Raw genomic sequence first — 26,926 nt, forward strand, 5'->3', positions numbered from 1 at the left:
CGGTCGGCGTACGCTTTCGGCCCGCCGCGATCCGCGAGCGGGCCGCCTCGCGATCGAGCACCGTGGCTCACCGCATACACGCGCGGGCCGTGATGGCAGGGCGCAGCCGGCGGGTGTAGGCTCGCGCGGCATGAGCGATCGGGGCCGGAACGTCAGGAGCGCGTGGATCGTCCACGGGGTCGCGGTGGCGCTGTGGCTCGCGCTTTACTGGTACTTGTTCGGCGAGGCGCTGTTCCCGAAGGAGAAGCCGTGGCTCGACCTCGAGGGGTTCGGCGCGGTGATCGCCCTGGAAGTGTTGCTCGGGTACCTGGTGGTGAGCTCGGTGGTGGTGCTGTTCGTCGGGCGCTGGCCGCTGGTGCCGCTGGTCATCCACGGGTTCGCGTTCACGATGTTTTGGGCGGGGACGGAGTCGATCGAGCAGGACAAACGCGAGCGGGCAGAGGCGCACGCGCTCGCGCAGGCGCGCGCGCGGGCGGAGGCGCAGCAGGAGCGAGAGCGCGAGGCGCAGGCGAAGCTGGCGTACGAGGCGGAGCAAGACCGCCTGGAGGCGCTGGAGCGCCAGCCGGAGGGGTGCCTGCACGTGCGCGAGCTGCGGGTGCAGGACGGGAAGAAGAAGCTGCGCGCCGAGGTGACGTTCGCCAACACGTGCGACAGCGAGGTGGAGGTCGACGACCTGACCTTGCTCGGGCAGGACCTCAAGGACGGCGAAGATGTCATCCGCCGGTGGGACGGGGACCGGGTGACTGTGCCGCGCGGAGGGACGGCGACGATGACGATCGAGGAGGTCGTGAGGCGCGGCGGCGATCGGTCGATCGCGCTGGCGAGGTGGGGCTGGGAGCTCAATGTCGAGGCCACGGCGCCGCGCTCGACGAGCCTGTGCTTCACCACGGGGAGCCCGGCGGTCGGGGAGACTTGCGCGCGCATCGAGAAGGTCACGGCCGCACCGTAGCGGTCGCTCGTCGGGGTCACCAGCGTGCCGCGACGGACGCGGCGGCGGCTCGTCGGGAGCGGCTTGCGAGCCAGGAGGAAGGAACATGAGAGGGACACTCGGGAGCCGCGGAAAGGGGCTCCGCAAGCTCGGTCTCGGCGTGCTCGCGGTGCTCGCGGTGCTCGCGGTGGTCGGTGCCGTATACCAGCAGATCGGGCAGGCGCTCGATCGACGCGCGGTCGTGCGGCCGGGACGCATGGTCGCGGTCGATGGCGCGGCGATGCATATCCATTGCACGGGAGCGGGCGCGCCGACAGTCGTCCTCGAGGCGGGTGCCTTCGGGTTCGCGCAGGTGTGGGCGCGGGTGCAGCCGCTCCTGGCCGAACGCGTCCGCGTCTGTTCGTACGACCGCGCCGGCCTCGGCTGGAGCGAGGACGCCGCCTCCCATGACGGCATCGCCGCGGTCACGCGACTCCGGACACTCCTCGCGGCTGCAGGCGAGCCCGGACCCTACGTGCTGGTGGGCCACTCGCTGGGCGGCGCACTGATTCGGATCTTCGCCGCCCGCTACCCCGACGATGTCGTCGGCCTCGGCTTCGTCGACCCCTCACATCCCGACCAGCTCGAGCGCTTCCCCGCCGAGGCGCGCGAGGCCCACGAGCGCGTCACCAAGATCCTCGCGGTCGCCGCGAAGTTGTCGCACTTCGGCCTGCTGCGCCTGACCAACCCGCTCGGACGGCTGCACGCCGGCCTGCCCGCGGATGACTACCGCGCCGCCCGTATGTTCAACTCCGCGGCCCGCCACCTCGCGAGCTCGGCCGCCGAGTTCGGCGCATGGGACGCGACGATGCGCGCCGTCCGGGTCAACGACACGCTCGGCAATCGTCCCGTCGTGGTCATGAGTTCGAGCGAGCCGATGGAGGGGATGTCCCAGGACATCTTCGATCGCGGCCAGCAGATGCACGCCGAGATCGCGAGACTGTCCACGCGTGGGCAGCATAGGATCGTCGAGGCCAGCCATCACATGTCGCTATTGACCGAGCCCGAGCACGCACAGCGCGTTGCGGAGCTGCTCGGGGAAATGATCGCTGAGGCCGCACTGTCGCCCGATCAATCGCCTCCCTGAAGGAGGCACGGAGCTCGAGAGGCCCCCAAGACCGGCCTGTTCTGAGCTCGTCTGTGTCTGTTGCTGCAGCGATTCCGCGGCGTCGCAGTTTCACTGGGCCGGCGCAGCCCCGGGCGCAGGCTTGCCATCGACGGTGAGGCGGCCGTACTGGTCGGCGAGGGTGTCGCGCCTGGCGCCGAAGATGCCCTGGAAGGCGAACATCACCATCCACCCGAACAGGCCCGCAAAGAAGCCGATGATGAGTATCTGGAGGATCCCTCCGGTGGTGCGGACCGGTGGCCTGGAAGCTTCGAGCTCCCACTTGTTGTCGGCGATTTCGGCGGCGGACATGGCTAGCACTCCTTGCGCCCGAACGCGAGCACAACCCCTCCTTGCACGAGGATCACGCGCGAAACAAGCATTCTGCGAATTTTGACGGCTCGTGCCCTATGAACATTGTTGCACATCACATTTATTGCATCCTGCGGCGCCACCGCAACATTCCTGGGGGCGGGCGTACCTCCAGGATGAGTCCACTCCGGCGTTGGACCCGCGATCCGGTCCTGGTGGTGAGCATGGGGAGCGCAGCGCGCGTCAGCTCCCGAGGCCAACTTGCAGAGAGCAGGCGGCGGTGCGGCGCGAGCTGGTGATCATGCACCACGAGGACGACCGCGAGCACCACCGCGCCCGCGTCGAGGCGGCAGGCGTTCGGCTCGCGGTGCCAAGCCGCGTCTACGACCTCGTGCTCGGCCAGCGCGTGGCGTGACGAGGAGCGAGGCCACGCGTGAGGCGGAGCGCGACCGGGCAGATTTCGCGTGACGCCGCCGGGCGGGACGTGCGATGCCGTGGTGGGTCACGCGGCCTCGATGAAGATCCTGATCGCCACTCTCGGCTCGCACGGCGACGTGCAGCCCTACGTCGCCCTCGGCCAGGGCTTGCAGGCGGCCGGCCACGACGTGAGCCTGTGTACCTGCGAACACTTCACGGGCTTCATCCGCGAGCACGGGCTCGACTACCGGCCGATGAACAACGACTTCGTGGACCTGGTGGCGTCGATGGAGGGCCGCGCCGCGCTGGAGGGCATGCAAAACCTGTGGGGCACGGTGAATCGCGGCATACGGGCCTCGGCCCCGTGCTCGCCGGCCGGCGTCCCGCTCGTCGGCTCCGCCGGATCCGGAGTCGAAGTGTATTGATTCAATCGGATGTCGCTCGAGACCGGCGCGCACGAGCTTGGCGCCACGGCGATGATTCACGCGCTGGCGACCGATCGCGGCGAGTGCACGCTCCTCGGGACGATCACCCATGCACACGTCAGCCGCGCTGCACGGTGAAGCGGCGCGCTCGATGGCCTGCGGCTCGGGCGTCCTCGGGCCGCGCCAGCCCTCGCGCCGAAGGTCGGCTCCTCGCCTCGTTCACCATCGCCGTCAGGACGGCGATTTGGATTGCGAGCGCGATCGAGGGGGTGGCAAAGTCCGGGTCCTATTGCATGAAGCAGTAGATCGGCTTCTTCCACGTGCACGATTGCTGGCAGACGAACTGCGTCCACAGGCCGTCTGCTTTATTAAACTGGCCGCCGCCGACGATGCCGGCGGCGTTGCTGGTCCAGTTCTGGCAATCGGTGAAGTTGGCGAACATCGTGCCGTCGATGATCGTGTTGGTGAAGGTGAGCTGGGAGATGCCGCCGCAGACGTTGGCGTCGGCGCCGGGCGGGGTCTTGAGCTCGGACAGGTTGATGGCGGCGGCGTGGTTGCCGTCGACGAGGTCGTTCCAGTTGTTGGCGATGAGGACGCCGTCGCGGCGGGCGTAGGGGATCGTGGGCTTGGTGAAGCGGGTGACGGGGGTGCCGGTGTCGTCGCTGAGCCAGGCGCGGTAGGTGCCGGGGAGGCCGGCGGCCTGGGCGGCGGCCTGGCACTTCATGTCGGCGCCGAGGAGGCCGCCGAGGTTGCCGTCGAAGCCCTGGCTGGTGGCGAACACGACCTTGTGGGCCTTGCACTTCGAGCTGCAGCCATCACCCTCGGCGAGGTTGCCGTCCTCGCAGTTCTCGCCGGCGGCGCTGTTGATGACGCCGTCGTTGCAGGCGGCGAAGGTGCAGTCGATGTCGCAGGTGGCCGACTGACCGCCGTGATCGCAGGCCTCGCCGGCGGCCTCGTTGAGGACCTCGTCGCCGCAGACGACGGCGGTGCAGTCGTCGTCGCAGGTGGCGGTCTCGAAGCCGTCGTCGCAGGTCTCGCCGGCGGCAGGGTTGACGGTCTTGTCGCCGCAGACGGCGAGGGTGCAGTCGGCGTCGCAGGTGGGGCTGGGGCCGCCGGTGTCGCAAGCCTCGCCGGCGGCGGGGTTGGGGTGGGCGTCGCCGCACTGGGACGGGGTGCAGTCGCTGTCGCAGGTGGCGCTGTTGCCAGCGGTGTCGCAAGCCTCGACGCCGGCGAGCACGAAGCCGTCGCCGCACACGGCGAGCTTGCACAGACCGGTGCAGGCGTCATCGTCGAGGTCGTTGCCGTCGTCGCACTCCTCGTCCATCTGCAGGATGCCGTCGCCGCAGGTGGCGAGGGCGCAGTCGTTGGTGCAGGCGTCGTCGTTGATGTCGTTGCCGTCGTCGCAGGCCTCGAGCACGGCGTGCACGATGCCGTCCCCACATTCGGCAGGGATGCAGCCGACCAGGCAGTCGTCATTGTCGAGGTCGTTGCCGTCGTCGCAAGCCTCGACGCCGAGCTGCACGATGCCGTCGCCGCACACGGCGGTGATGCAGGCGTTGGTGCAGTCGTCGCCGTCCTCGAGGTTGCCGTCGTCACACTCCTCGGGGACCTGGACGATGCTGTCGCCGCAGATGGGCAGGCGACAGCCCGCCGAGCAGCCGTCATCCTCGATGTTGTTGCCGTCGTCGCACTCCTCGCCCAAAAGCTCGTGGAGGACGCCGTCGCCGCAGGTGGCGGCGATGCAGGCGTTGGAGCAGGCGTTGAGATCGACCAGGTCGCCGTCGTCGCACTGCTCGCCCGGATCGAGCTGGCCGTCGCCGCAGATCGGCGGTTCGCCGGTGGTGCTGTCGGTGTCCGTGGTGGTGGTCGAGGTCGTCGAGGTGGTGGTCGAGGTCGTGGTGTCGGTGGTGTCGGTGACGGCGGTGTCGGTGCCCGGATCGGTGGTGGGCCCGGCGGTGGTGCCAGTCTCGGTGCCGCCCATGGTGCTGGTGGAGGTGGTGGGCAGGCTGGTGGTGGGCAGGTCAGGCCCGCTGGTGCTGCCAGCCGTGGTGGTGCCGTCGGTGTCGGTGGTGCCACCGGCAGAGTCGGTGGTGACGGCGGTGTCGGTGCGACCGCATGCGCCGAGCGCCGCGGCGAGCACGACGAGTCCCAGCGAACGACAAGCGAAGCTGTAAGCGAGCATGCCCGCCAGAGTACGAGAGTCGCGGGAAGGCCGGCAACTCGCGCAGGCGGAGACGTATGCGGGCGAGCGGGTGCGAAGATGGCCCACCCGCAGGCGACCGGGGCGGGAAACTCCGGGCGCCGGTGAGCCAGGTGTTACGCGGACGTCATGTCGGCGGCGAAGGGTCGGCGCGCGCGCGACGGCGGACGGGCGACCGCGCGTCGCGTGTGCGAAAGCCGAGGTCGGGTGGATGCAGGCAGGGAGCCCGCAGGAGCGCGGACAGGAGGCCGATCAGGCGGGCTCGTCGCGCCACTCGATGTCGATGCCTTCACCCTCCTCGGGGACGTGCTTGCGCAGGAGGGCGAGGAGGTCGGCGTCGACCTGGTTCTCTTGCAAGTAATCGAGGGTGTCGCGGTCGATGTAGTAGTCGCGGTCGTCGGCGCTCTCCTCGACGAGGAGATCGATGAGGTCGCGCAGCTGGTCGTCGTTGATAGGTCCGATCAGGGCGCCGGTCTGCTTGTTGTAGAGGCGAGTCACGCGGGGATGGTAGCCGGTTCGAGGCGACGGCGCGAACGCGCCCGGACAGGGGCCTTCGCCAGGCGCCCGGCGCAGAGCTCGCTGCGCTCCGATCGCGGGGCGTTGTGGTTGCATCGCATGCCCCGTGTTCAGCGAGAGCGCGGGTCGCGTGACCGCGGGTTGTTCAGCTCGCGCCGGAGGACGTCGCGGGTCCGCGGGGGCGGGGCGCGGAGATCGTCGAGGGGCGGGCGAGGGGCGGCGCAGCGAGTCACATCGCGACGGGAGACCTGCCATGCCGCACGAGCACCACCAACTAACTGCTCGAGCGATGTGCCACCGCGGAGTTGCTCGCGGATCCAGCTGGCGCTCAACCGCCCACGGCGGCCACAGTGCCCTGGGCGTGTCCTCCGCCGGCACGGCGCGGCGCTGGCCGACGAAGCTGCCGCCGTCGCGCCTTGCCGCGACGGCCCCCGTCACGCGTACTTTTTGCCGCGCCCTCTACCTTTCTTTAGAAAGTCGATCAGCACCTCGAGCTTGGGGGCGAGGTTCAGCCGGCTCGGGTAGTAGAGAAAATAGCCCGGGATGTGCGGGCAGTACCCGTCGAGCACCCGCACGAGTCGCTTCTCGGACACGAGCCCGCTCACCATGTCTTCGAAGACGTACGCGAGGCCGACGCCCTCGACGGCGGCGTCTACCAATACCGATCCATCGTTGGTCACGACGCGGCCGACGACGGCCAGCTCCAACTCCTTGTCGCTCTCGACGAACTTCCACCGGGCGACTGCGCCCGTCGACATGCGCAGACCAATGCACTCGTGCCCGTGAAGCTCGCGCGGATGCGTGGGCTTGCCTCGGCGCGCGAAGTAGTCCCGTGAGCCGACGACCACGAGGCGCTGGTCCGGGCTAACGCGAACCGCGATCATCTCGCGATCGAGGCTGTGGCCGAGGCGTATCCCCGCGTCGAAGCCTTCGGCTACGATGTTGGACAGCGCCTCCTGGAGACAGATGTCGATTCGGATGTCGGGGTAAGCGGCGAGAAAGGCCGCGAGCTTCGGCTTGATGACGTCGTTGTAGCCGGTTCGGAGCATCGTCAGGCGCAACAGACCCGACGGGCGGCCGTTCATGGCCCGGAGCGACTCGAACGCGACGTCGATGCCGTCGAATGCCGGCCTGAGCTGCGCGATGAAGTGCTCACCGGCCTCGGTCAAGCCGACGTTGCGTGTGGTTCGCTGAAGCAGGCGCACACCGACGCGCTCTTCGAGGGCGCGAACGATCTGACTCACGGCAGATGGCGTTACCCCCAGCTCGGCGGCCGCCGCCCGGAAGCTGCGCTTTTCGGCCACGCAGAGGAGGGCCCGAAGCCCGGATAGGTCGTCACGCATTGTTTAGCCTGGCTACCTATAGCATGCACGATTCAGCGTATTTTCTTTTTTTTGGGCGAGTCTAGTTTCTCCGAAACGAACCAACGCAGAGGAGAACACTGATGGCGCCCGCACTCCCCAAACCCATCGCCGCCTATGTCGCGGCCAACGCAGAGCTCGATGTGGACGGCATGCTGAAGCCTTTCGCGGCCGATGCGGTCCTCTCGGACAACGGAAAACGTCACGAGGGCCACGCCGAGCTGCGAACCTTGTTTGAAGACGAAGTGATCGCCGTCAAGGCGATCTTCACGCCGGATGCCGTTCGCCACGAGGACGGTCAGGTCGTGGTCGAAGGCCCTGCCCATGGCGACTTCAAGGGCAGCCCGATCCGCTTCACCTATCGCTTCACGCTCGAAAACGACGCCATCAAAGCACTGGAGATCACGACATGAAAATCAAAATTGATCCCACGGAGTTCGCTGGAAAGCGTGTGCTCGTCAGCGGCGGCAGCAAGGGTCTGGGCCGCGCCACCGTCGACCGCTTCCTGGCCGGGGGCGCCCGGGTGATCACCGCGGCCCGCGGAACCCTGGAGCCCATCGACGGCGTCGAGTTCGTCCGGGCGGATCTGACGACGCCCGAAGGCTCGCAGACCCTGGCCAGGACGGCGCTCGAGCGTCTGGGCGGCGTCGACATCCTCGCCCACGTGATCGGCGGCTCGGCCTCGCCGGGCGGCGGCTTTCTTGCCCTGACGGACGATCACTGGCTTGCCGAACTGAACCTGAACCTGATGGCCACGGTCCGCCTCGATCGCCTGTTGGCACCGCAGATGATCGAACGGGGTGCCGGCGCGATTGTGCATGTCACGTCTATCCAATCGATCCTGCCGCTTCCCGAATCGACCACGGGCTACGCCGCCGCAAAGGCCGCGCTCAGGACCTACAGCAAGTCGATCTCCAAGGAGCTGGGGCCGAAGGGCGTGCGGGTCAACGCCGTCTCCCCCGGCTGGATCATGACCGAGTCGTCCGTCGACCTGCTGAAGCGTCTGCAGGCCGCCAATGGCGGCACGGTCGAGGAGGCGCGGCAAGTTGTCCTTGATGCTCTGGGCGGGATCCCGATCGGGCGTGCGGCCGAGCCCGACGAGGTTGCCGATCTCATCGCCTACTTGGCCTCGGATCGCGCCGCCGCGATCCACGGCGCCGAGTTCATCATCGACGGCGGCACCGTCCGGACCGTCTGAGGTCATCGCCCCGACGTTTGCGCAAAGTGCTGGGGCGGCACGCCTGGCCGCGGTCCTTGGCCAGCGGTGAGGAAGGCGCGGCGGCGGCTACTTTCGCCGTCAGGCAGTCCATATGGACCGCCACGGCCTGGGCTTCGACTACCGATCCTCGAGGTCGCCGTTGCCGTACGGCTGCTCGATGTCGTGCACGCCGTCGAAGCTGATATCCATCAGCACGACATTCCCGCGCCGAACTGCGAGGTTGTCCCGCCCGTCGCCATCCCAGTCGCCGACCAGATATTCGTCTTCCGCGTTGCCGTTGCCGAACCCCTGATCGAAGTCGTGCACGCCGTCGAAGTTGAAGTCCATCAGCACGTGGTTCCCGCGCCGAACTGCGAGGTTGTCCCGCCCGTCGCCATCCCAGTCGCCGACCAGATATTCGTCTTCGCTGACGCCGTTACCGTACCCCTGGTCGAAGTCGTGCACGCCGTCGAAGTTGAAGTCCATCAGCACGTGGTTCCCGCGCCGCACCGCCAGGTTATCCCGCCCGTCGCCGTCCCAGTCGCCGACGAGATACTCATCCTCCGCGCTGCCGTCGCCGTACCCCTGGTCGAGGTCGTGCACGCCGTCGAAGTTGAAGTCCATCAGCACGTGATTCCCGCGCCGCACAGCCAGGTTGTCTCGCCCGTCGCCGTCCCAGTCGCCGACGAGATACTCATCCTCCGCGCTGCCGTCGCCGTACCCCTGGTCGAGGTCGTGCACACCGTCGAAGTTGAAGTCCATCAGCACGTGATTCCCGCGTCGCACCGCCAAGTTGTCCCGCCCATCGCCGTCCCAGTCGCCGACCTTGTAGCGGGTCTTGTCGCGTCGCACGCGCCCGTCGGAGTCAGCAGCAGCGTCGGTGGCTGTGAAGCCCATGCCGCTCGTCAGCGACAGGGAGAACAAAACGGTCAGGGTACTTTTCAACAACGTCTACACCTCTGGTCCGGGAGAGTCTTATCGAGCCTTCCAGTGCGTCGAGCGAGCGCCCGGACGACCCGTGTTTGCAACGACAGCGCCGTTCGAATCCACACGCCGGACATCGCCCGATGCCGTGAACCCTGGCCAGTTCAGGCCGCATCGCTCGACCGAGCGCTCGGCCGAGCAGGCGATTCAGGCCGCATCGCTCGACCGAGCGCTCTGCCGAGCAGGCGATCATAGCGACGGATGATTCGCGGGTCGCGCCTGGCCGCAACGGCAGGCGACCGAGGTCAGTGGAGGCAAATCCTTGGTCTCACTGTCAGTGGCACGCTTGCGCAGTCGCGCCCCCCCTGCACCGACCATGCGGCGGCGCGACGGTGGGCGCCCGCTCGAGCGCGACTTGCGAGCGTAATCTGTCTCTTCGGACATTCTGGGCGATGCTCCCGGGCGGCAACCTCCGGGGCTCGCGGGCATTAATCGGTCTCTTCGGACATGCTGGGCGAAGCTGCCGGGCGGCGCTCAGGCGGGGCCACGACGTTCTTCTCGGGCGGGCGAGGGGCGGCGCAGTGGGACGCAGGGAGGGGCCCCATGCCTCACGCGCAAGCGCGGGATGCAACGCCGGACAGGCCCCGTCGCACCTCCGCGCCGAGCATGTGGCATGGCAGGTCTCCCGTCGCGACGGGACCCGCTGCGCCGCCCCTCGCCCGCCCGCTCGATAATCTTCGCGCCCCGCCTCCCACGGACGCGCGATGACATTCGCGCGACGACCGCGAGGCGAACCCAGCAGCTCGCCAGCAAGACATGCGGTGCCCCGCTCGACGATCCTCGTGTCCGCCTGCGAGCCGTACCCCGACCCTTGAAGGCCGCGTGCGCGGCGGGCCACGAGTCGCCGGGTCCCGGGCGGGGTGACGGAGCTCCGGGGAGTGCAGTGACCGGCGCGGCAGGATCAATTGCGGGGCGCGAGGATTCGCCCGGGATGGCCCCGCGGCGGCAGCTGCGAGTTTGCTCGGGGCGGGCAATTGAACGTCGTCCGTCGCCCACCAGGAACTCGAGAGGTGGACCAGTCGCGTGGGCCGGCTTGATTTCATGACGCGAACCTTGACCGTATTTGTTGCTTCGCTGGGCCTCACGGCCTGCTCCACGAACGACGAGACCGCCTCGGCGACGGAGACGTCCGCCGACACGATGGCGACGGTCACCGGCGACGGGCCGGGCACCGAAGGAGGCTCGGAGCCGACGGCGGGCGGGCCGACCACGGAGAGCGGTGGCTCGACGGCGGGGGACAGCACCGCCACCACCGACGACGAAGGGATTCCCACCGGGACCTCGGTCGCTCTCGCACCCTTGGCGGACGCGGGAGAGCAACATGGCTGGAAGGACATGTCGCCCTCGTCGCCGTGGGTCGGCTTGCGCGGCGGCTTCAGGGCTTCTTGACCGTGACCCCGCGAGAGATCAGCCGCAAGAGGGCGTTGGGCTCGATGTTGCGCGGCGTCGCGGTGAGCTGCCGGAGCGCTGGCAAGCTCTCGAGCGCGGCGGCGTCGGTGCAGCGGCCCGTGAGGATCAGTTCGGCCAGCTTCGGGTGGCCGCGCAACGGCCCGAGGTCGAGGTCCTGGGGGCGATAGCCGTGGCCGTAGAGCGAGAGCGAGGTGAGCGCGCCGAGCCGTTCGATGCCCGCCAGCGAGTGCAGGTCGTAGGGACACGCGTCGTCGCTGCCGACCTCGAACCCGAGGGCGCGATCGATGAGCCTGTAGATGTCGTTGCTGTCGTCGAAGTCGAGCTCGGTGATGCGGGCGACCTCGGCGGGGTCGAGCGGGAGGGCGTGTACGCGGGCGATCGCCGCGTGGGCGCGAGTGTCTTCGTCGCCGTCAGGGTCGAGGTCCGCCAGCGCCCGGACGATCGTTTCGACCTCGATCGCGCCGGCGCGGAGCAGGGCGTCGACGACGGCGAGGTGCAAGCCAGGGTCGGGGAATGGGCCGGCGGACTCCGTTACCTCGGTCATGGCCGCGATCGCATCACATCGGCCGGCGACGGGCAACCCGGCGCCCACGCGGGCTCCGCTCGATGGAGCATGCCTGATCGGACATGTCCCCGGGGACATGCCCCATCGAGCATGTCCCCGCGGGCATGCCCCTCAGGTCAGGAGACGGCCTTGCGGAGGGCCAGGTAGGCGTCGCTCAGCATCCACACGCACAGGTCCTGGGCGTTGCGGCTGAGGACGATGCGCTGCTTGATGTTGCCGTTGGCGAAGCCGTCGAGCAGGCAGGCGGCCGACAGGACGCCGGCGACGTCGCCGGACAGCAGCAGGGCCATGCGCAGGTCGGTGGTGAGGGTCGCGCGGGCGGTCGCGGCGGGCTCGAAGTGGTGGCTCGAGAGGGCCTGGCAGACGCGCAGGAGCGGGCGACGCTGGCGGCGGGGCAGGTTCTTGCCGAGGTTGTTGGCGACGTCGCGGAGGCGGCGGGCGTCGGGGTCGGCGGTGATGGCGTTGAAGACCTTCGTGACCTCGAAGCTGGCGGCGATCATCAGGTCGAGCTCGACCGGGACCAGCGAGCGCACGCGGCCGCCGCCGAGGGCCCGGCGGGCCAGGGCGAGGGCTCCGAGGCCGCGCCAGCTGATCGGGTCGCCGCGCAGCCACAGGTTGACGCCGAGGCGGAAGGTCGGCTCCTCGCCCTCGTCGAGCACGGCGACGGTGTTGTTGATCGAGGTGGCGCGCATGGCCATGTCCTCGATGCCGAGCAGGCGACACCACTGCTGCAGGTTGTTGCGGATGGCGCCGGTGTCGACGTTGGGCGGGACCGGCACGGTCTCGTCGCCGTTGAGGCCGGTGAACTCGGGGAACATCCGGTCCATCGCCGTCTCGACGCAGGTCAGCAGGTCGTTGATGTCGGGCAGCTCGCCCGGGGCGAACAGCAGCTGGCGCAGGGCCGGGGTGGCGAAGGCGGCCTGCAGGCCCTGGGCCGAGGCCGGGCGCATGAAGCCGTCGGGCAGGCCGATCGACTCGCCGGGCTCGAGCGCGTGGACGAGCAGCCGCGCCATCTGGGCCAGGCCGGGGTTGGGCCGGTTGGCGACCTCGGCGAGCAGGCGGATGTCGCTCGGGTTGAGGGCGCCGCGGCCGATGCCGCCGAGCATGGCGAGCCGGATCGGCTCGAGGAAGGTGCTGACGCGCTCGGTCTGGCCGAGCCGCTCGAGCAGGCGAGTGAGCAGGAGGATGGTGGTGCGGTTGCCAGGCCCGAGCTCGGCGGCCCGCTCGACGGCGGCGAGCGCCTGGGCCTCGCGACCTGGCACTTCGGCCAGCAGGCTGGCGCGCCGGAAGTAGAGCTCGTGCAGGCGATCGGGGTCGCGCTCGCGGGCGCACAGGCGATCGAGCAGCTCGGCGGCCTCGGCGGGCTGACCTGTCCGTTCGAGCAGGCCGGCCATGAGGGTGATGGCCCGCGGGTCGTCGCCGCGCGAGGCGAGGACGATGCGGCCGTGCTCGAGCGCGCGAGCGAGGGTCTCGGGGGCGCGCGCGAGGTAGCCGGCGAGGATCAGGCGCAGGTCGACGGCGGACGGATCGGCGGGGTCGTAGAGCGCGAGCAGCTGCTCCATGACGCGGGCCGACTCGGCCTCCTTGCCGAGCTGCTGGTAGCAGCGCACGAGGCCGCGGAGGGCCTGCTTGCCGTCGGGCCGGGCCTGGGCCGCGACGGTGAAGTAGGCGAGCGCGTCCTCGTCGCGGGGGCTCTGCTCGCCGAGGTAGACGCCGAGCTCGTAGCGCAGGCCGGCGTCGCTGATCCGGCCGAACACGGTGCGCAGCAGGTCGAGCGCGGGCTTGGGCTCGGGCAGCTGGCTGGCGAGGGCGCGGGCGAGGCCGATGGCGTCGCGGTAGTGAGGATCGCGGCCGAGGATCTGGCCGAGCAGGCCGAGCGCGACCTCGGCGTCGGCGGGCTTGCCGGTGTTGCCGGCCCGCACGGCGGCGTCACGCGCCTCGGCCATGAGGGTGTGCACGCTGACGGCCTTGGTCTTGGGCGCGGCCGACTCGCGGGCGGCGCCGGAGGAGACGCGCTGGAGGCCGAGCTCGGCCGGGGCGAGCGAGGGCATGGCCCGCAGGGCGGCGCGATAGGCCCGCTGGGCCTCGTTGACGGCGCCGGCCTGTTCGAGCAGCTCGGCGCTCTCGAGGTAGAAGATGGCCCGCTCGCCGTCGCTCTGGGCCCGCACGGCCCGCGCGCCGACGGCGTCGGTCATGGCCAGCGGGTTGTTGGGATCGGACAGCAAGCCCTCGAGCAGGCGCACGGCGTAGGGGTTGCCGGGATCCTCGCGCAAGGCGCCGAGGATGGCGTTGGCGGCGAACTCGCGATCTTCGGGGGCGGCGGAGCGCAGCAGGACCTCGGCCGACTCGACCAGCAAGGTGGCCTTGTAGTGGGTGTCCTCGCTGACGCGCGCGAGCCGGAGCCGCTGGTTGGGCAACGACTCGGTGTCGCCGACCTTGCGCAGCAGGTTCTTGTACTCGCGCAGCAGGATGGCGTCGTCGGGGGTGTGCTCGATCGCCTCTTCGTAGTTGCGCCGGGCCTCGTCGAGGTTGCGCTCGGCGAGGTGCAGGCGGGCGAGGTGGACGAGCACGCCGGCGCGCGCCGGGCCGGTCAGGTGCTGGCTCTGATCCTCGAGCAGGCGCACGAGGTTGGGGACGTCGCGGTTGGCGACCAGCAGCCGACGCGCGCGCTCGCTGGCGAGGCCGTGCTGCGGCTGCACGGCGAGCGCGGCCCGGTAGTGCTGCAGGGCCCGATCCTCGTCGACGAAGGCGGTCTCGGACTCGGGCTCGTCCTTGCGCGCGAGGGTCTCGGCGAGCAGGCCGAGGCGGTAGTGGTAGTCGGCCAGCAGCGCGGGGCTGTGCGGCAGGTCCTGGGCGCGCAGGAGGTCGTAGGCGTCGCGGACGCGGCCGTTGGCCGAGAGCAGCTGCAGCAGGGCCTCGCGCGCGGGCACGAGGTCGGGGTTCAGGCGGTAGGCGCGGCCGAGGTAGTCGATCGCGCGGTCCATGTCGCCGACCTCCTCGAAGCAGATCCGGCCGGCCTTGAGCGCGAGCACGGCGGGGTCGCTGGTGGGGTCGACCTCGGGCTCGTGCAGGCGCAAGAGGTCGTCGAGGTCGCCGCTGTCGCGGTAGATGCGGGCGAGGGCCCGCAGCGCGGGGGTGTAGCCGGGCGACAGCGACAGCGCCCGCTCGTAGGCCTCGCGGGCCGCGGCGCGCTGCTTGAGGTGGAACTCCTGGGCCTCGCCGAGCTCGACGAGGATCGCCGTGCGGGCGGTGTTCTCCTCGAGGCGATCGACGAGCAGCTGCAGGGTGCCGATCAGCACCGGGGTGCGGCCGTGGGTGCGGCACAGGCCGGCGAGCTGGTAGAGCGCGAGCACGTCGTCCTGATCGAGCTGGGCGATCTCCTGCAGGGTGGCGATCGCGAGGTCGACGTCGTGGAGCTCGTTCTCGGCGATGGCGGCGATCCGGCGCAGCGCGGCCAGCCGCTCGCTGCCCTCGGACGACTCTCGCGCCTGCCGCTGCAAGGTGGCCGCGGCCTGGGCCCAGCGCCGCATCTTCTCGTAGACGCTGCCGAGCGCGCGCAGGCAGTGGGCGCTGCGCGGGTCCTCGGCGACGGCGAGCTCGTAGACCTCGGCGGCGCGCGGGAGGTTGCGCTCGAGCTCCTCGTGGACGAAGCCGAGGCGCACGAGGATGGCGGCCCGCTCGGCGCCGTGCGGCTGGTGCTGGGCCCACTCGGTGAGGTGCGAGACGAGGCCGGCGATGTCGCCGGTGGCCCGCAAGATGTCGGCCAGCGCCTGCCACACCCAGCGCTGCTCGGGCAGGTGAGTGCGCACGAACCGGAGGTCGACCTCGAGCAGGCGATAGGCGGCGGCCTCGTCGTCGGTCAGCGGGTCGGGCTGCAGGATGTCGTCGTCGCCGGTGTCCTGCAGGCGCCGCAGGGTGCCGTCGTCGCTCATGGCGCTCTGACGGGCGGCCAGCGGGGTGGCGAGCCAGCGCATGCGGGCGATCTGCTCGCGCACGATCGCCTGCTCGCGGGTGTCGTCGAGCAGCGGCGCGAGGCGGGCCAGGATCTCGAGGTAGTTGGGGTCGGGCTCGTGGCCGGGGTGACGCGCGAGGGCCTGGCCGGCGAGGGCGTAGGCGAGGGCGTCGAGCAGGCCCTGGGCGGCCGACTCGTCGGTGCTGCGGTCGAGCCAGGCGCGCACGTCGGCGAGCAGCGGCGCGGGCACGGGCTCGCTGCCGAGGACGACGACAGCGAGCTGCAGGGCGGTGGCGGCGGTGATCGGATCTTCGGCGAGGCCGGCGAGCCGGCGGTACAGCTCGGACAGCGCGGTGGGGGTGCCGCCGCCGTCGTGGCGGATGGTGCGGATCAGCCGGCGCAGGGCGGTGGCGTTGTTCGGGTCGTCGGTGTGCGCGAGCTCGAGGTAGCTCCGGCGCTGGCGCGGATCGTCGGTGACGTGGGCGAGGTCGAGGCGCCGCGCGGAGCGCAGGCTGGCCATGTCGATCTTGCGGACGTTGGTCGAGAGCAGCCGCTGGGCGTCGGCGTGGCGCTTGAGCAGGATGGCGGCGTCGACGGCGAGGGCGACGGCGATCGGGTGATCGGGGACGGCGAGCAGCGCGGCCTGGTAGCTGGCGTAGGCGCGGCCGACGTCGCCGGTCGCGTCCTCGATGCGCTGGCCGTGCTCGATCCACGCGGCGGCGCGCATGGGCGCCGGATGACTGTCGTCGCTGGCCTCCTGGAACAGCTCGGTGAGCTCGGTCGCGAGGTCGGCGCGCACGGTGACGACGGCGGCGGCGGCCTGGCGCACCGCGGGGCTGCCGTTGGTCAGCGCCTCGTCGCCCTCGACCAGGCCGAGGCGCTCGCGCTGGACTCGACCTGTCTCTCCGGTCAGGGCGGCGCGCAGGTCGGGGCTCTGCTCGCGCGCGGCCTCGGCGGCCAGCACGTCGGCGAGCAGCCACCAGTCGACGGCGGGCAAGGCGAGGGCGCCGGGGGCCAGCGGGAGGTCGAGCGGCCAAAAGGCGTCGGGCAGGTCGAGCAGCGAGGGCGGCGGGCCGCTGCCGGTGACGCGCTCGGCCGGGGCGGCGCCCAGGTCGAGCGGGCGACCGCACTCGTCGAGAGGGAGAGGCTTGCGCGGGCCGGTCATGCGGGGAGCTCCTCGACGTCGCTCAGCTCGAGCTCGAGCTCGACATTGTAGCCGAGGGCGCGGCGCAGCGCGAGGTGCTCCTCGGACACGAGGTAGGCGACCAGGGCGGCGGGCCGCGAGGCGGCGAGGGTCGGCGCGGGCGCGGCGTCGCCGGGCGGCCGCGTGGTGAGGCGGCGCAGCGGCACCCGCGGATCGCCGCAAGCGATCGCGCCGGCCCGATCTTCGCCCTGACGCAAGGTGTCCCGAAGGACAGGATGCGAGAACTGCTGGAGGTTGCGCGCCAGGATCTCGGCGTCGTCGCCGAAATCGACCGCCACGCCGGCGCCGGCGAGGCCTTCGATGATCGCGTCGGAGACGCTCTCGTCGCGCGGGTGGATGTCGTCGAGCTCGACGCCGGCGCAGCTGGCAAGGCCGTGGAGGACGGCCATGATGCCGATGTCGTCCATGACGTGGTGGAGGTGGTCGCCGCCGGTCGACAGGCGGAACAGCGCCCGACCGATCGCCTCGCGCGAGGCGGGCGAGAACGGGGCGCCGTTGATCCTGCGGCCGATCAGCAGCACGGGGGCGGTGCCGACGTGGGCGACCACGCCGTCGTCGCCGGTCGGGTTGAGGAACAGCAGCGGCTCGCCGACGCCGAGAGTGCGAGCGAGGGCGCGGGTGACGACGGCGACCGAGCTGGCGGCCGGCAAGCTGTGACGCTGGGCCAGGTTGACCGGCGGCGGCGGGGCGCCGGGGATGCCGGACATGTACTTGACGCCGGCTTGCAGCAGGTGCACGGCGGCGGCGGCGGCCGGATCGTCGACGGTGAAGAACGGCTGCGGCTTGTCGGGCGCGGTCGGCAGCGGCCACGGGGCGGGCTGCAGGACCTCGCAGCGGCGGGTCGCGGGCACGAGGTCGGGGTCGACGGTCTCGAGCACGGCGGCGCACACGTAGACGCCGCCCGACTCCTCGGCGGCGTCGAACAGGCGCAGGAGGCCGGCGATCGGGCCTTCGCCCTCGCCGTCGAATTCGGGGCGGCCGGGCTTGTGCGGGCGCCCGTGGCCGCGGTCGCGCAGGAGGGCCCGCTGGGCGGCGATGCCGGCCTGGAGGGCGACGCGGGCCTCGTCGCCGCGCCCCAGCTCGATGAGCAGGGCGTGCAGCTCGAGGATGACCTCGGTGTTGGCGGGGCGCAGGCGCAGCAGCTCGCGCAGGAGCGCGGCGGCCTCCTCGGGCCGACCGCGGACGCGGCGATCGATGTCGGCGAGGGCCCGCAAGCTGCGGACGCGCTCGTCGGCGTCGCCGAGCTCGAGCAGGCGCTGCAACACTTCGACGCGCTGATCGACGGTGCCGATCGCGGAGGCGATCCGGTCGGCGGCCCGCAAGGCGACGAAGGCCTGGAAGCCGCCGCGGCTGGCGGCGAGGTAGTGCTCGAAGGCGGCGTCGGGGGCCCCGTTGCGCTCGTGGGCGTCGGCCAGCAAGAACTCGAGCACGGCCCGCAGCTCGGGCGAGGCCTCGCGCTTCAGGGCCTCTTGCAGCTGGCCGACGGCGTCGCTGCCCCGACCGGCGCGGGCGTAGAGGCGGGCGAGGTCGACGCGCAGGGCGACGTGATCCTGGAACGAGGCGACGGCGCGCTCGAGCAGGCCGGCGGCGGCGAGGTTGCCGTCGCTGATCTCGACGACGCGGGCGAGCGCGCGGGCGGCCTCGGGGGTGAGCGTGCGAGCGGCGGCGAGGGCGTCGAAGCGGCGGGTGAGCGGGCCGACCAGCGGCACGGCGCCTTCGCGGCCGTGCTGCTCGCGGGTCCGCCACAGCGCCGAGAAGGCCGGATCGGAGGCGGGCTCGATGTCGAGGGCGCGGGCCAGGGCGCGCCAGGCCCGGGCCGGATCGCGGGCCCGCACGGCGAGCAGGCCGGCGCGCACGCACAGCGCGTGCTGGTGGGCCGGGTCGCCGACGAGCAGGGCGATCTGGGCCAGCAGGTCGGCGGCGACCACGAGGTCGGCCGGGCTGCCGCGCTGCTCCATCAGGCAGGCCTTGGCGTGCAGGGCAGGCAGGTACTTGGGCCAGGTGACGAGGGCGGCGTTGAGGCGCGACAGGGCCTCGTCGAGGTCGCCGGCGCGGACGTAGAGGTCGGCGCTGCCGCACAGCAAAGCGGCCCGCTCGACGTAGTCCTTTTCGCCGGCGGCGGCGGTGTTGAGCTCGGCGGCGGCGCGGCGGGTGGGCACGAGGTTGCGGCGCATGCCGATGCGCGCCTGGGCCCGACGGGCCGGCTCGTAGCGCGCGTCCATGGCCAGCAGCTCGGCGTAGCCGGCGTCGGCGGCGTCGAGGTCGCCGGCCGACTCGGCGGCGCGGGCGGCCCGGTAGCGCAGGCTGTGGGTGAACGGGTGGTCGGCCGACTCCTCGGCGGTGATCGACAGCGCGGCGGCGGCCCCGGAGCGCACGAGGTCGGGGCGGCGGCTGAAGCGGGCGGCGCGGGCCAGGCGGAGCTGGGTGTTGAGGTCGCGCGGGCGGGCCTCGGCGGCGGCCTCGAGGTACTGCACGCCGAGCGCGGGCGAGTCGGACATCTCGGCCAGCAGCAGCGCGGCGGCCTGGCGGTTGCCGATGCCGCGCTCGTGGGCCAGCGCGCCGCGGGCGGCCGACAGCAGCTCGCCGGCGCTGCCGTTGGCGGCGCAGTGCTCGAGCAGGGTGGTCCAGCCGCCGCCGAGGCTCGGCCACTGCGCGAGGGCCCGCCGCAGCTCGCCGGTGGCCTGCTCGGCCTGGCCGGGGTCGGCCCAGATGCCGGCGGGATCGGAGGCCCGCACCAGCGCGGCGCGGTAGATCAGCAGGGCGCGAGCCCGCTGGCCGCGCGACAGATCGAAGTGGCGCCCGAGGTAGCCGAGCAGCGCGTCGGTGCGGCCGAGCGCGGCGGCCAGGCGCTCGCCGGTGTGCAGCAGCGAGAGGTGTTCGGGCCAGGTCTGAAGGACCAGGTCGACCTCGTCGAGCGCCTGCGGCAGCTCGCCGAGCGCGAGCAGACGGTGGAGGATCTCGAGGTGCAGCGACAGCCGCTGCGCCGGGTCGACGGCGCGCTGCAGGCGGCGGCGCAGCAGGTCGATGATGCCGACGTCGTCGCCGCGGTCGCGGAGGATCCGCTCGAGCAGCGCGAGCGTCGGCGGGTGGTCGGGGACCTCCTCGAGCGACTCCTGCAGGCTGGCTTCGGCGTGGCCCGTGTCGCCCATCTGCAGCGCCAGCTCGGCGCTGCGGAACAGCAGCTTGGCGCGCCGCAGCGGGCTGATCGTCAGCTTGATCTCCTGCTCGGTGACCTGCAGCAGCTCGCGCGCGCGGCCGGCCCGGGCCAGCAGGCGGGCCAGCTGCTGCAGCGACGGCAGGTGCTCCGGGAACTCCTTGAGCAGGGCGACGAGGCACTTGATCGCGGCCGACGGATCGCCCTGGCGCTCGTGCAGGCGGGCCAGGATCGACAGCAGGAACACGCGCCGCGGGCCGCCGACGCCGCGCTGCAGCTCGCCGCTGTAGAGCTCGCGCAGGCCGTCGAAGCGGCCGAGTTGCAGCAGGACTCGCTCGAGCCGATCGAGCGCGGGGCGGTAGGTCTGCGACGAGGCGACGGCCTCTTCGTAGAGCTGGCGGGCGCCCTCGAGCTCCTTGAGGTTCTCCTCGAGCACCTGGCCGGCGCGCAGCTGGGCCTGGGCCCGCTCCTCGGGGCTGAGGCCGGCGGCCTCGGCGGTCGCGACCTGGAGCTTGAGCAGCTCGAGCAGCTGGTGCCAGGACTCGTTGGCGATCAGGTAGCGGCCGGCGTCCTCGAGCGCGGGCGTGTGGCCGGGGAACAGCTTGAGCGCGCGACGCATGGCGCCGAGGCCCTCGCTGACGCGGTCGAGGCGGATCATCGCCAGCTTGCCGAGGCGGTAGAACAGCTCGGCCTCGGTGCCGGGGTCGGAGCCGCCGATGGCCTTGAGCTGGCCGGCGCACGCCTCGACGGCGACGTCGTAGCGCGCGGTCGCCATCGCCAGCTCCTCGAGGTTGCGCCACAGGCTGAAGTTGTCGGGCTGCAGCTTGGCGGCGGCGTGCAGCAGCGAGACGGCGGCGGCGCGCTCGCGGACCTCTCGCAGGACCAGGCTGGCGCGGGCCAGCGGGCCGGCGCGCTGCTCGGGCGGGCGAGCGTCGGCCTCGGCCTCGAGCGCGCGCAGCATCAGCTCGGCGTTGCCGGCCGCCTCGGCGACGCGGAACAGGTCTTGAATGAGGAGGAGGTTGCCGGGCTGCTCCTCGCCGGCGGCGATCAGCAGCGCGGCGGCGAGGTTGAGGTCGCCGCCCTGGCGGGTCTCGAGCACGGCGAGGTCGCGCGCGACGGCGGCGACGGCCCGCGGGTCGTGGAGGACCTCGAGCTGGGCCTCGAGGTTGGCGACCAGGGCCATGAGGTTGCCCTGCACGAGGGTGACGGCCTCGACCGAGCGCAGCACCGCGAGGTCCTTCGGGGTGGCGCGCAGGGCGGCCTGGTAACACTGCAAGGCGGCGGCGCGATCCTTGAAGTGGGTCTCGACCAGCTGACCTCGCTCGCGGTAGAGCGCGGCCGCCTCGCGCGGGTGGCGAGTGGCGCGGATCTCGAGGTCGAGGTAGCGGACGGAGTTGCGGATGTCGCCACGCCGGAGAAAGATCCGGTAGAGGAGGCGCATCGCCGGCCGCAGGTCCGGCACCAGCTCCAAGGCGTGGGCGAGCAGGCGCTGGGCCTCGCCGTCCTCGCCGCGCACGACACACCAGCGCGCACACGTGACGGCGACCACGGCCCGGAGTTGCGGCTCACTCGTCGGTGTCCGCGACAGCACCTGCAACATCTCGAGCAGGGGCATCTCGGCGGTTTCGGGCATCGCTCGGGCGGCAGTCTACACCGGGGCGCGCGGCCGGAATACCTAGGACAGGGCGTGGGAATAATCGCCGAGCGTGTAGGTGTGGGGCTCAGACCCGCCCTGCGCCCGCCGCTGCGCCAAAAGATCGACGATGAGGGCGATCGTCTCGAAGCGGGTGGTCAGGGTGTAAAATTGATCCTCGGGGACCGGCGGGACCGCGATCAGCCGCTCCTCGATGAAAGCGGCGTCGCTCGCCCCGTCGGGCTCGGACCCGCCCCGGATGTCGAGGTGCAGGCCGCAGTCGATGTCCTCGTCGTCCGGCTCGCTGCCGAGGATCGCGGACAGCGCGAGCGCGACCGGCGTGAAGTGGAGGTAGGCGGCCCCGAGCAGCAGGCGGAAGCCTCGCGGATCGCCGGCGCGCCCGACCCACGTGCCGCCGAACTCGCGCCGCACCAGCTCGCCGAAGTACGCCCCGGCCGAGGCGGCCAGGAGATCGAGGATCGGCGCCCGCGTCTCGCTGCGGGCCAGCGAGAGGTAGTGATCGAGGAAGGCGAGCGAGGTGACGGAGCCGTCGAGCTCGACGCCGAGAGCGCGCTTGACCTGGTCGCGCAGCTGTCGTTCGAGATCGCCCACGGCGGCGTCGAGCGCGGCGGCGTCGGGGCCGGCGGTCCGGGGGGTCGCGTCCGGTGGGACCGGTGGGGTCGAAGGCGTGTCGGTCATCGGCGCGGCAGCTTTACACCGTCCGCGGGCGGACGCTATGGTCGCGCGAGTGTCGAATCAAGGCGACTGGAGCTGGTCCGAAGAGGCCCTCTATGCGTGCCCGTGCGGCTCGCTGGTGGTGGCCCGAAGGTGGCGCTGGCTCGATCGTCAGGCACGGCCCGAGCTGGTGGCGACGCTGCGGGCCAGCGGCCCCCTCGTGGGCGCGTGTTCGCGCTGCCGCCGCCCGGCGACCGGCGGCGGGGCGTGGCTCGAGGTCGACGCGGATCGCGGGGCCGCGACGCTGGTGCTCAGCGCCGATCGCCGCGGAGATCTGATCGCCGCGCTGCAGGCCCACCTGGTCGCGCTGCAGGCCCGGCCCGAGCAGGCGGCGCCGTGGCTGCTGCAGCCGGAGGTCGCGTTCGTGCCGGTGCCGCCGCCGTGGGCCGAGGAGGCCGGCGAGGCGGCGCCCGAGCTGTCGCCGTGGCCGGGCCCGGCGCTCGGCTCGCGGGCCCAGGACTCGGGCGTGCGGGTCAGCGAGCCGGCCCGCCTCGGCGACGAGCCGGCTGGCGCGGGGGCCAGGGCGGAAGAGACAGGTGCGAAGGGGCATGTCCCCGGGGCCAGGGCCGAAGAGCCAGGTTCGAAGGGACATGTCCCGGTGGCCAGGAGCGCAGGCTCCGGCGAGGCGCCGCGGGGCGCGGGCTCGGGGCCGAGCGAGGCGGCGCGGGGCGACGCAGTGCAGGCGCGGCGGCGCGAGGGCTCGGGCGCGGTGACGGCCGCGGGCCGCCGGCGCGAGGGCTCCGACCCGGCCGCGGCGGCCCAGGCGCGGCGGCGCGAGGGCTCCGACCCGGCCGCGGCGGCGCAGGCGCGGCGGCGCGAGGCTTCGGGGCCGAGCGAGGCGGCCCAGGCGCGGCTGCGCGAGGGCTCCGGGCCGAGCGAGGCCGAGGCCCGGGCGGTCCGGGCCAGCCGCGGCAACAGTGAGTCGGCGCTGCAGGACACGTTCCCGGGCCGTCGGCGCGGGCGCTCGGCCGAGGACGTCGGGCTCGAGGAGCAGGGCAGCCTGGTGTCGGCGGCGCGGCGCTCGTTCGAGGCCAGCGGCCAGGGCAAGCCGGGCGAGCCGGGCGGGCGGCGGCCGGGGGCGGTGCTCGAAGGGACAGGTACGAACGGACAGGACGCTTCGGCCATGTCCTCCGGGGCAGGTCGGCGCGACGAGCCGGGCGGCGGGCGGCGAGCCGACGCGGCCGCGGCGGGCCCCGGGGAGGCCGGTGGCGCCGGTCGGCGCGCGGGCGCGGAGGCGCGGCCCGAGGCGGCCGGCGCGAGCGGGCAGGACGCCGCGGGGCAGGCCGCGGGTCGGCGGCCGGCGGCGGTGCTCGAGCCCGGCGACGCGGTCCGGCGGCCGGGGGCGGTGCTGGAAGGTACAGGTTCGAACGGACAGGACGCTTCGGCCATGTCCGCAGGGACAGGTCGGCCGGGCGACGCGGTCCGGCGGCCGGCCGCGGTGATCGAGCCGGGCGACGCGGTCCGGCGGCCCGGGGCGGTGCTCGAGCCGGGCGACGCGGGGTCGCGCCGGGGCTTGCCCGAAGGGACAGGTTCGAACGGACAGGATGCTTCGGCCATGTCCTCCGGGGCAGGTCGGCGGCCGGGCGCGGTGCTGGAGCCCGGCGACGCGGCGCGGCGGCCGGGGCTCGAGGGCGCGAGCGGGCCGGACGCAGCGGCCTCCGGCCGGCGGCCCACGGTGGCGCTGGAGCCCGGCGACGGGGTCCGGCGGCCGGGGGCGGTGCTGGAGCCCGGCGAGGCGAACCGGCGGCCCGGGCTGAGCGAAGGGACAGGTGCAAACGGACAGGATGCTTCGGGCATGTCCTCAGGGCCAGGTCACCGCGCCGACGAGGGCGCGCGGCGGCCGGGGGCGGTGCTCGAGGGCCCGGGCGAGGGCGGCGCGCGGGCGATCGAGGATGCGACGACGCGGCGACCCGGGGCGGTGCTCGAAGGGACAGGTGCGAACCGACAGGAACCCGCGGCCATGTCCGCAGGGACAGGTCGGCGCGACGATCCGGGCGGCCGACGGGGGCCCGAGCCGGGCGCCGAGGGCGACCCGGAGCGGTCGGCCCTGCGCGCGGCGGTGGCCCGGGCGTTGACGCCGGCGGCGCCGCCGGAGAGCGGGCCGCCTCGGCCAGCGGCGGTGCTGCCAGGGCCGGCGGAGGCGAGCGCGGCCGAGAGCAGCGGGACGTGGTCGCGGCGCCAGGTCGAGGCGGCCGACGCGGCGGCCCGGCGCAACCTCGAGGGCAGCGACAGCCGGCAGGTCAGCGAGGCGGCGATCACCGGGACCTGGCCCAAGCGCCAGATCCTCGAGGGCCCGGCCGACAGCGGGCCGGGCTGGCGCCGCGAGGAGGAGCCGCGCACGGGGCGACCGAGCCGCGCCCCGGCGCCGCCGCCGGTGCGCCTCGGGGCCGATGTCCAGCGGACCGCGCTGGGCAGCCTCGGTCGCGACGGCGGGGTTGTGCAGCTGACGGCCAACGTCAACGAGGCGACGGCGCGGGTGTGGGCGACGGCGCCGGTCAAGGTCCGGCCGATCCACCTGCGCGGGCTCGGCTATCCGCTGGTTGGCGTGCGCGCGGTGGCCGAGGCCGGCGGCGAGCCGCTGGTGATCGACGCGGTGGTCGATGTCGGCGAGCCGATGACGCTCGACCTCTTCAAGCAGCTGACCCGCGAGTTCAAGATCCGCCTGGCGCTGCCCGGCACGCATCGCGAGCTGGTGGCGCCGGAGCTGCAACGCAACGCGGCGTCGTGCCTCGAGAGCGCGCAAGCGCAGCTCGGCACCGGCGAGTTCCCGCCCGACGCGTACCGCACGGCCCGCGAGCTGCTGACCGGGCAGAGCGCGGCGCAGCGGCTCGAGCCGGCCCGCACGCCGATCGGCGAGTCGCTGGCCGAGACCAGCCGCGAGTCGGCGGCGGCGGCGTGGCTGGCGCTCGAGCGGCTCGACCAGGGATCGCGCAAGGACAACCTGGGGCGTCTGCTCGAGGTCGACGGGCTGGGGGTCGAGACGTACGAGAAGATCCGCTCGACCGTGCTCGGCGCGGCGATCGAATTCGGGCTGCCGGCCCCGGCCCGCTTCTGGCGCCGCTGGCTCGGCTCCGACCAGGCGCGCGACGTGGGGACCTTCGTGCAGAAGCTCATCGCAGCGCGCACGGCGTCGATCGCCCGCGGGGAGGACCTCGACGCCGACCAGGCCGAGGCCGCCTGGCGCGGGATCCTCGACCTGTGCCAGCACAAGAACCTGACCCCGCCGCCGGAGCTGTCCAAGGCGCTCGGGCTCGGCAAGGTGACGACCGGCCGGCGCGCCAGCCAGCCGCAGATCAAGGCGGCGGCCGAGGTCCGGGAGGCGGCGCCGGTGCAGGAGGCGCGGTCGCAGGCCCGTCTGCGCGAGCTGACGGCCCGCCTGCGCGGCGCCCCGGCGGACAGCGATGTCCGGGCGGTGGTCGGCAGCTTGCCGGAATTGGCCGAAGCCGACGTCGCCAGTCTGATGCCGGTGCTGGCGGAGCTCGGTCCGCGCATCGGGCCGGAGCTGCTGGCCTGCCTGCGGGCGCCGCAGAGGCACGTGCGCCAGGCGGCGGCGATCCTGCTGGGCCACCTCGGCGAGCGCAAGGCCGAGGGTCCGCTGGTGACGATGCTCGGCGACGAACCCAGCGGCGGGTGGGTCGATGCGGCCCGCGCGCTCGGCAACCTGGGGCCGCGGGTGGTCGGGCCGCTGTGCAACCTGCTCCGGAGCACCCCGAGCGGCCGCAAAGAGGCGGTCGGGGCGCGGGTCGCCCGCGCGCTGGCGGAGCTGATCAAGGCCGAGGGCGCGGGGCCGGGCGGGTCGGGCCGGGTCGCGGTCGAGAATTTGCTGGAGGTCGCCGACCCGTCGGTATCCTCCGCGGCCCGCCGTGCGCTTGCTACACTGGGCGCCGTGCGGGACGAGGTCGACGGCGAAGAGGCCGAGGCGTCACGCCGGTTCTCTCGGCTGGCGTCCGACGCGATCGCGCCGGAGCTCGACGCCGCCGAGGACGACGAGGTCGACGAAGTCGAAGTGGAAGTCGGGGACTGATGCGCTACGGGATCTTCAGTGATGTCCACGCCAACCTGGATGCCCTCGAGGCGGTCCTCCGCTCGTTCGAACGCGAGAAGATCGACGCGCTGGTGTGCCTCGGCGACACCGTCGGGTACGGCTCGCAGCCGAACGACTGCTGCGACATCGTCAAGCGCGTCACTCGCTACACGATCCTCGGCAACCACGACGCGGCGGTCGCCGGCCGCATGGACTACAGCTACTACTACGACGCGGCCCGCGAGGCGCTCGACTGGCACTCGCGCCAGCTGACCGCCGAGAACATGGGCTGGCTGCGCAAGCTCAACTACTTCGAGCGCGACGGGGCGACCCACTTCTGCCACGGCTCGCCGGTCGACCTCGAGGAGTTCGAGTACATCTTCAGCGTCGAGCAGGCGGCCACGTGCATCCCGATCTGGGACAGCCTCGGCCAGATCACTTTCATCGGCCACTCGCACCTGTGCAAGGCGTTCGCCATCGGCCGCGAGCGCGTGTACGAGGTGGTGACCAAGGAATTCGAGATCCACCCCGAGTTCCGCTACATCGTCTCGGTCGGCTCGGTCGGCCAGCCCCGCGACCACGACCCGCGCGCGAGCTACACGATCTACGACTCGGGCCGCGGCAAGTTCGAGTTCAAGCGCGTCGAGTACGATGTCGGCGCGGCGGCGCGGAAGATCTTCAACGACGCCCGCCTGTCCGACAGCTTCGGCGCGCGGCTGTTCGCCGGGGTGTGAGGCTGTCCCCGCGGACATGTCCGCGGGGTC

19 protein-coding genes are annotated in these 26,926 nt (G+C 72.5%); 10 read left to right on the forward strand and 9 right to left on the reverse strand.

Features of this window, described 5'->3' with window-relative positions; translation table 11 throughout:
- Positions 1-130 precede the first annotated feature (130 nt).
- Together POL25_RS38365 and POL25_RS38370 are read left to right on the forward strand one after the other, a co-directional pair.
- Positions 131-949, forward strand: a complete 819-nt coding sequence (locus tag POL25_RS38365; RefSeq protein ID WP_272091357.1) for a hypothetical protein — start codon at positions 131-133, stop codon at positions 947-949.
- Positions 950-1,088: 139 nt separating this feature from the next.
- Complete coding sequence (locus POL25_RS38370) at positions 1,089-2,054, forward strand: alpha/beta fold hydrolase (protein WP_272091358.1); 966 nt, start codon at positions 1,089-1,091, stop codon at positions 2,052-2,054.
- Positions 2,055-2,144: 90 nt separating this feature from the next.
- On the opposite strand, the gene POL25_RS38375 is transcribed toward POL25_RS38370, so the two are convergent.
- Positions 2,145-2,384 (reverse strand): hypothetical protein, encoded by a 240-nt coding sequence (locus POL25_RS38375; protein WP_272091359.1) that lies wholly within the window; start codon positions 2,382-2,384, stop codon positions 2,145-2,147.
- A gap of 280 nt (positions 2,385-2,664) precedes the next feature.
- Here POL25_RS38375 and POL25_RS38380 point away from each other — a divergent pair, with 280 nt between their 5' ends.
- The 3 genes from POL25_RS38380 to POL25_RS38390 all read left to right on the forward strand — a co-directional run bounded on the left by POL25_RS38380 (position 2,665) and on the right by POL25_RS38390 (position 3,364).
- On the forward strand, positions 2,665-2,799 hold the full coding sequence (locus tag POL25_RS38380) for a hypothetical protein (RefSeq protein WP_272091360.1): 135 nt from the start codon (positions 2,665-2,667) through the stop codon (positions 2,797-2,799).
- Between the two features lie 100 nt (positions 2,800-2,899).
- Positions 2,900-3,226: a glycosyltransferase gene (locus POL25_RS38385; RefSeq protein WP_272091361.1), complete on the forward strand. Its 327-nt coding sequence runs from the start codon at positions 2,900-2,902 to the stop codon at positions 3,224-3,226.
- A 9-nt stretch (positions 3,227-3,235) separates the two neighbouring features.
- Positions 3,236-3,364 carry a hypothetical protein gene (locus POL25_RS38390; protein ID WP_272091362.1) on the forward strand — a complete coding sequence of 43 codons (129 nt, stop codon included), beginning with the start codon at positions 3,236-3,238 and terminating at the stop codon, positions 3,362-3,364.
- Between the two features lie 148 nt (positions 3,365-3,512).
- Here POL25_RS38390 and POL25_RS38395 read toward each other — a convergent pair whose 3' ends face one another.
- The 3 genes from POL25_RS38395 to POL25_RS38405 all read right to left on the reverse strand — a co-directional run bounded on the left by POL25_RS38395 (position 3,513) and on the right by POL25_RS38405 (position 7,285).
- Positions 3,513-5,408, reverse strand: a complete 1,896-nt coding sequence (locus POL25_RS38395; protein WP_272091363.1) for a DUF4215 domain-containing protein — start codon at positions 5,406-5,408, stop codon at positions 3,513-3,515.
- Between the two features lie 270 nt (positions 5,409-5,678).
- On the reverse strand, positions 5,679-5,924 hold the full coding sequence (locus tag POL25_RS38400; protein ID WP_272091364.1) for a hypothetical protein: 246 nt from the start codon (positions 5,922-5,924) through the stop codon (positions 5,679-5,681).
- Positions 5,925-6,376: 452 nt separating this feature from the next.
- Positions 6,377-7,285: a LysR family transcriptional regulator gene (locus POL25_RS38405; RefSeq protein WP_272091365.1), complete on the reverse strand. Its 909-nt coding sequence runs from the start codon at positions 7,283-7,285 to the stop codon at positions 6,377-6,379.
- Positions 7,286-7,386: 101 nt separating this feature from the next.
- Between POL25_RS38405 and POL25_RS38410 the strand changes: the two genes are divergently transcribed.
- Positions 7,387-7,716, forward strand: coding sequence for a nuclear transport factor 2 family protein (locus POL25_RS38410; protein WP_272091366.1), 330 nt, complete (start codon positions 7,387-7,389; stop codon positions 7,714-7,716).
- Positions 7,713-8,501 carry an SDR family oxidoreductase gene (locus POL25_RS38415; RefSeq protein ID WP_272091367.1) on the forward strand — a complete coding sequence of 263 codons (789 nt, stop codon included), beginning with the start codon at positions 7,713-7,715 and terminating at the stop codon, positions 8,499-8,501. Before POL25_RS38410 ends, POL25_RS38415 begins: the two co-directional genes overlap by 4 nt.
- 138 nt (positions 8,502-8,639) lie before the next feature.
- Here POL25_RS38415 and POL25_RS38420 read toward each other — a convergent pair whose 3' ends face one another.
- Positions 8,640-9,425: a hypothetical protein gene (locus POL25_RS38420; RefSeq protein WP_272091368.1), complete on the reverse strand. Its 786-nt coding sequence runs from the start codon at positions 9,423-9,425 to the stop codon at positions 8,640-8,642.
- 1,083 nt (positions 9,426-10,508) lie between these two features.
- Between POL25_RS38420 and POL25_RS38425 the strand changes: the two genes are divergently transcribed.
- Positions 10,509-10,874 (forward strand): hypothetical protein, encoded by a 366-nt coding sequence (locus tag POL25_RS38425; RefSeq protein WP_272091369.1) that lies wholly within the window; start codon positions 10,509-10,511, stop codon positions 10,872-10,874.
- Here the strand turns inward: POL25_RS38425 and POL25_RS38430 are convergent.
- The 4 genes from POL25_RS38430 to POL25_RS38445 all read right to left on the reverse strand — a co-directional run bounded on the left by POL25_RS38430 (position 10,861) and on the right by POL25_RS38445 (position 22,102).
- Positions 10,861-11,439, reverse strand: coding sequence for a DUF6892 domain-containing protein (locus tag POL25_RS38430; RefSeq protein WP_272091370.1), 579 nt, complete (start codon positions 11,437-11,439; stop codon positions 10,861-10,863). The two genes, POL25_RS38425 and POL25_RS38430, sit on opposite strands and share 14 nt — an antisense overlap.
- A gap of 137 nt (positions 11,440-11,576) precedes the next feature.
- Positions 11,577-16,577 carry a tetratricopeptide repeat protein gene (locus POL25_RS38435; protein ID WP_272091371.1) on the reverse strand — a complete coding sequence of 1,667 codons (5,001 nt, stop codon included), beginning with the start codon at positions 16,575-16,577 and terminating at the stop codon, positions 11,577-11,579.
- Positions 16,574-21,403, reverse strand: a complete 4,830-nt coding sequence (locus tag POL25_RS38440) for a tetratricopeptide repeat protein (RefSeq protein WP_272091372.1) — start codon at positions 21,401-21,403, stop codon at positions 16,574-16,576. Before POL25_RS38440 ends, POL25_RS38435 begins: the two co-directional genes overlap by 4 nt.
- Positions 21,404-21,445: 42 nt before the next feature.
- Positions 21,446-22,102, reverse strand: coding sequence for a hypothetical protein (locus POL25_RS38445; protein ID WP_272091373.1), 657 nt, complete (start codon positions 22,100-22,102; stop codon positions 21,446-21,448).
- Positions 22,103-22,151: 49 nt separating this feature from the next.
- On the opposite strand from POL25_RS38445, the gene POL25_RS38450 reads away from it, so the two are divergent.
- A complete protein-coding gene (locus POL25_RS38450) occupies positions 22,152-26,162 on the forward strand; it encodes a hypothetical protein (RefSeq protein ID WP_272091374.1) in 4,011 nt (1,336 codons plus the stop codon).
- Positions 26,162-26,896 carry a metallophosphoesterase family protein gene (locus tag POL25_RS38455; RefSeq protein WP_272091375.1) on the forward strand — a complete coding sequence of 245 codons (735 nt, stop codon included), beginning with the start codon at positions 26,162-26,164 and terminating at the stop codon, positions 26,894-26,896. The genes POL25_RS38450 and POL25_RS38455 overlap by 1 nt, the downstream gene beginning before the upstream one ends.
- Positions 26,897-26,926: the final 30 nt, after the last annotated feature.

The sequence above is a fragment of the Nannocystis bainbridge genome, from assembly GCF_028368995.1.
Taxonomy (GTDB): domain Bacteria; phylum Myxococcota_A; class Polyangia; order Nannocystales; family Nannocystaceae; genus Nannocystis; species Nannocystis bainbridge.

What these genes read in the sequence shown, in the direction of transcription:
- POL25_RS38365 (WP_272091357.1), top strand. Translation starts at nt 131, where the DNA reads ATGAGCGATCGGGGCCGGAACGTCAGGAGCGCGTGGATCGTCCACGGG.
- POL25_RS38375 (WP_272091359.1), bottom strand. Translation starts at nt 2,384, where the DNA reads ATGTCCGCCGCCGAAATCGCCGACAACAAGTGGGAGCTCGAAGCTTCC.
- POL25_RS38385 (WP_272091361.1), top strand. Translation starts at nt 2,900, where the DNA reads ATGAAGATCCTGATCGCCACTCTCGGCTCGCACGGCGACGTGCAGCCC.
- POL25_RS38390 (WP_272091362.1), top strand. Translation starts at nt 3,236, where the DNA reads ATGTCGCTCGAGACCGGCGCGCACGAGCTTGGCGCCACGGCGATGATT.
- POL25_RS38395 (WP_272091363.1), bottom strand. Translation starts at nt 5,408, where the DNA reads ATGCTCGCTTACAGCTTCGCTTGTCGTTCGCTGGGACTCGTCGTGCTC.
- POL25_RS38405 (WP_272091365.1), bottom strand. Translation starts at nt 7,285, where the DNA reads ATGCGTGACGACCTATCCGGGCTTCGGGCCCTCCTCTGCGTGGCCGAA.
- POL25_RS38410 (WP_272091366.1), top strand. Translation starts at nt 7,387, where the DNA reads ATGGCGCCCGCACTCCCCAAACCCATCGCCGCCTATGTCGCGGCCAAC.
- POL25_RS38415 (WP_272091367.1), top strand. Translation starts at nt 7,713, where the DNA reads ATGAAAATCAAAATTGATCCCACGGAGTTCGCTGGAAAGCGTGTGCTC.
- POL25_RS38430 (WP_272091370.1), bottom strand. Translation starts at nt 11,439, where the DNA reads ATGACCGAGGTAACGGAGTCCGCCGGCCCATTCCCCGACCCTGGCTTG.
- POL25_RS38435 (WP_272091371.1), bottom strand. Translation starts at nt 16,577, where the DNA reads ATGACCGGCCCGCGCAAGCCTCTCCCTCTCGACGAGTGCGGTCGCCCG.
- POL25_RS38440 (WP_272091372.1), bottom strand. Translation starts at nt 21,403, where the DNA reads ATGCCCGAAACCGCCGAGATGCCCCTGCTCGAGATGTTGCAGGTGCTG.
- POL25_RS38445 (WP_272091373.1), bottom strand. Translation starts at nt 22,102, where the DNA reads ATGACCGACACGCCTTCGACCCCACCGGTCCCACCGGACGCGACCCCC.
- POL25_RS38455 (WP_272091375.1), top strand. Translation starts at nt 26,162, where the DNA reads ATGCGCTACGGGATCTTCAGTGATGTCCACGCCAACCTGGATGCCCTC.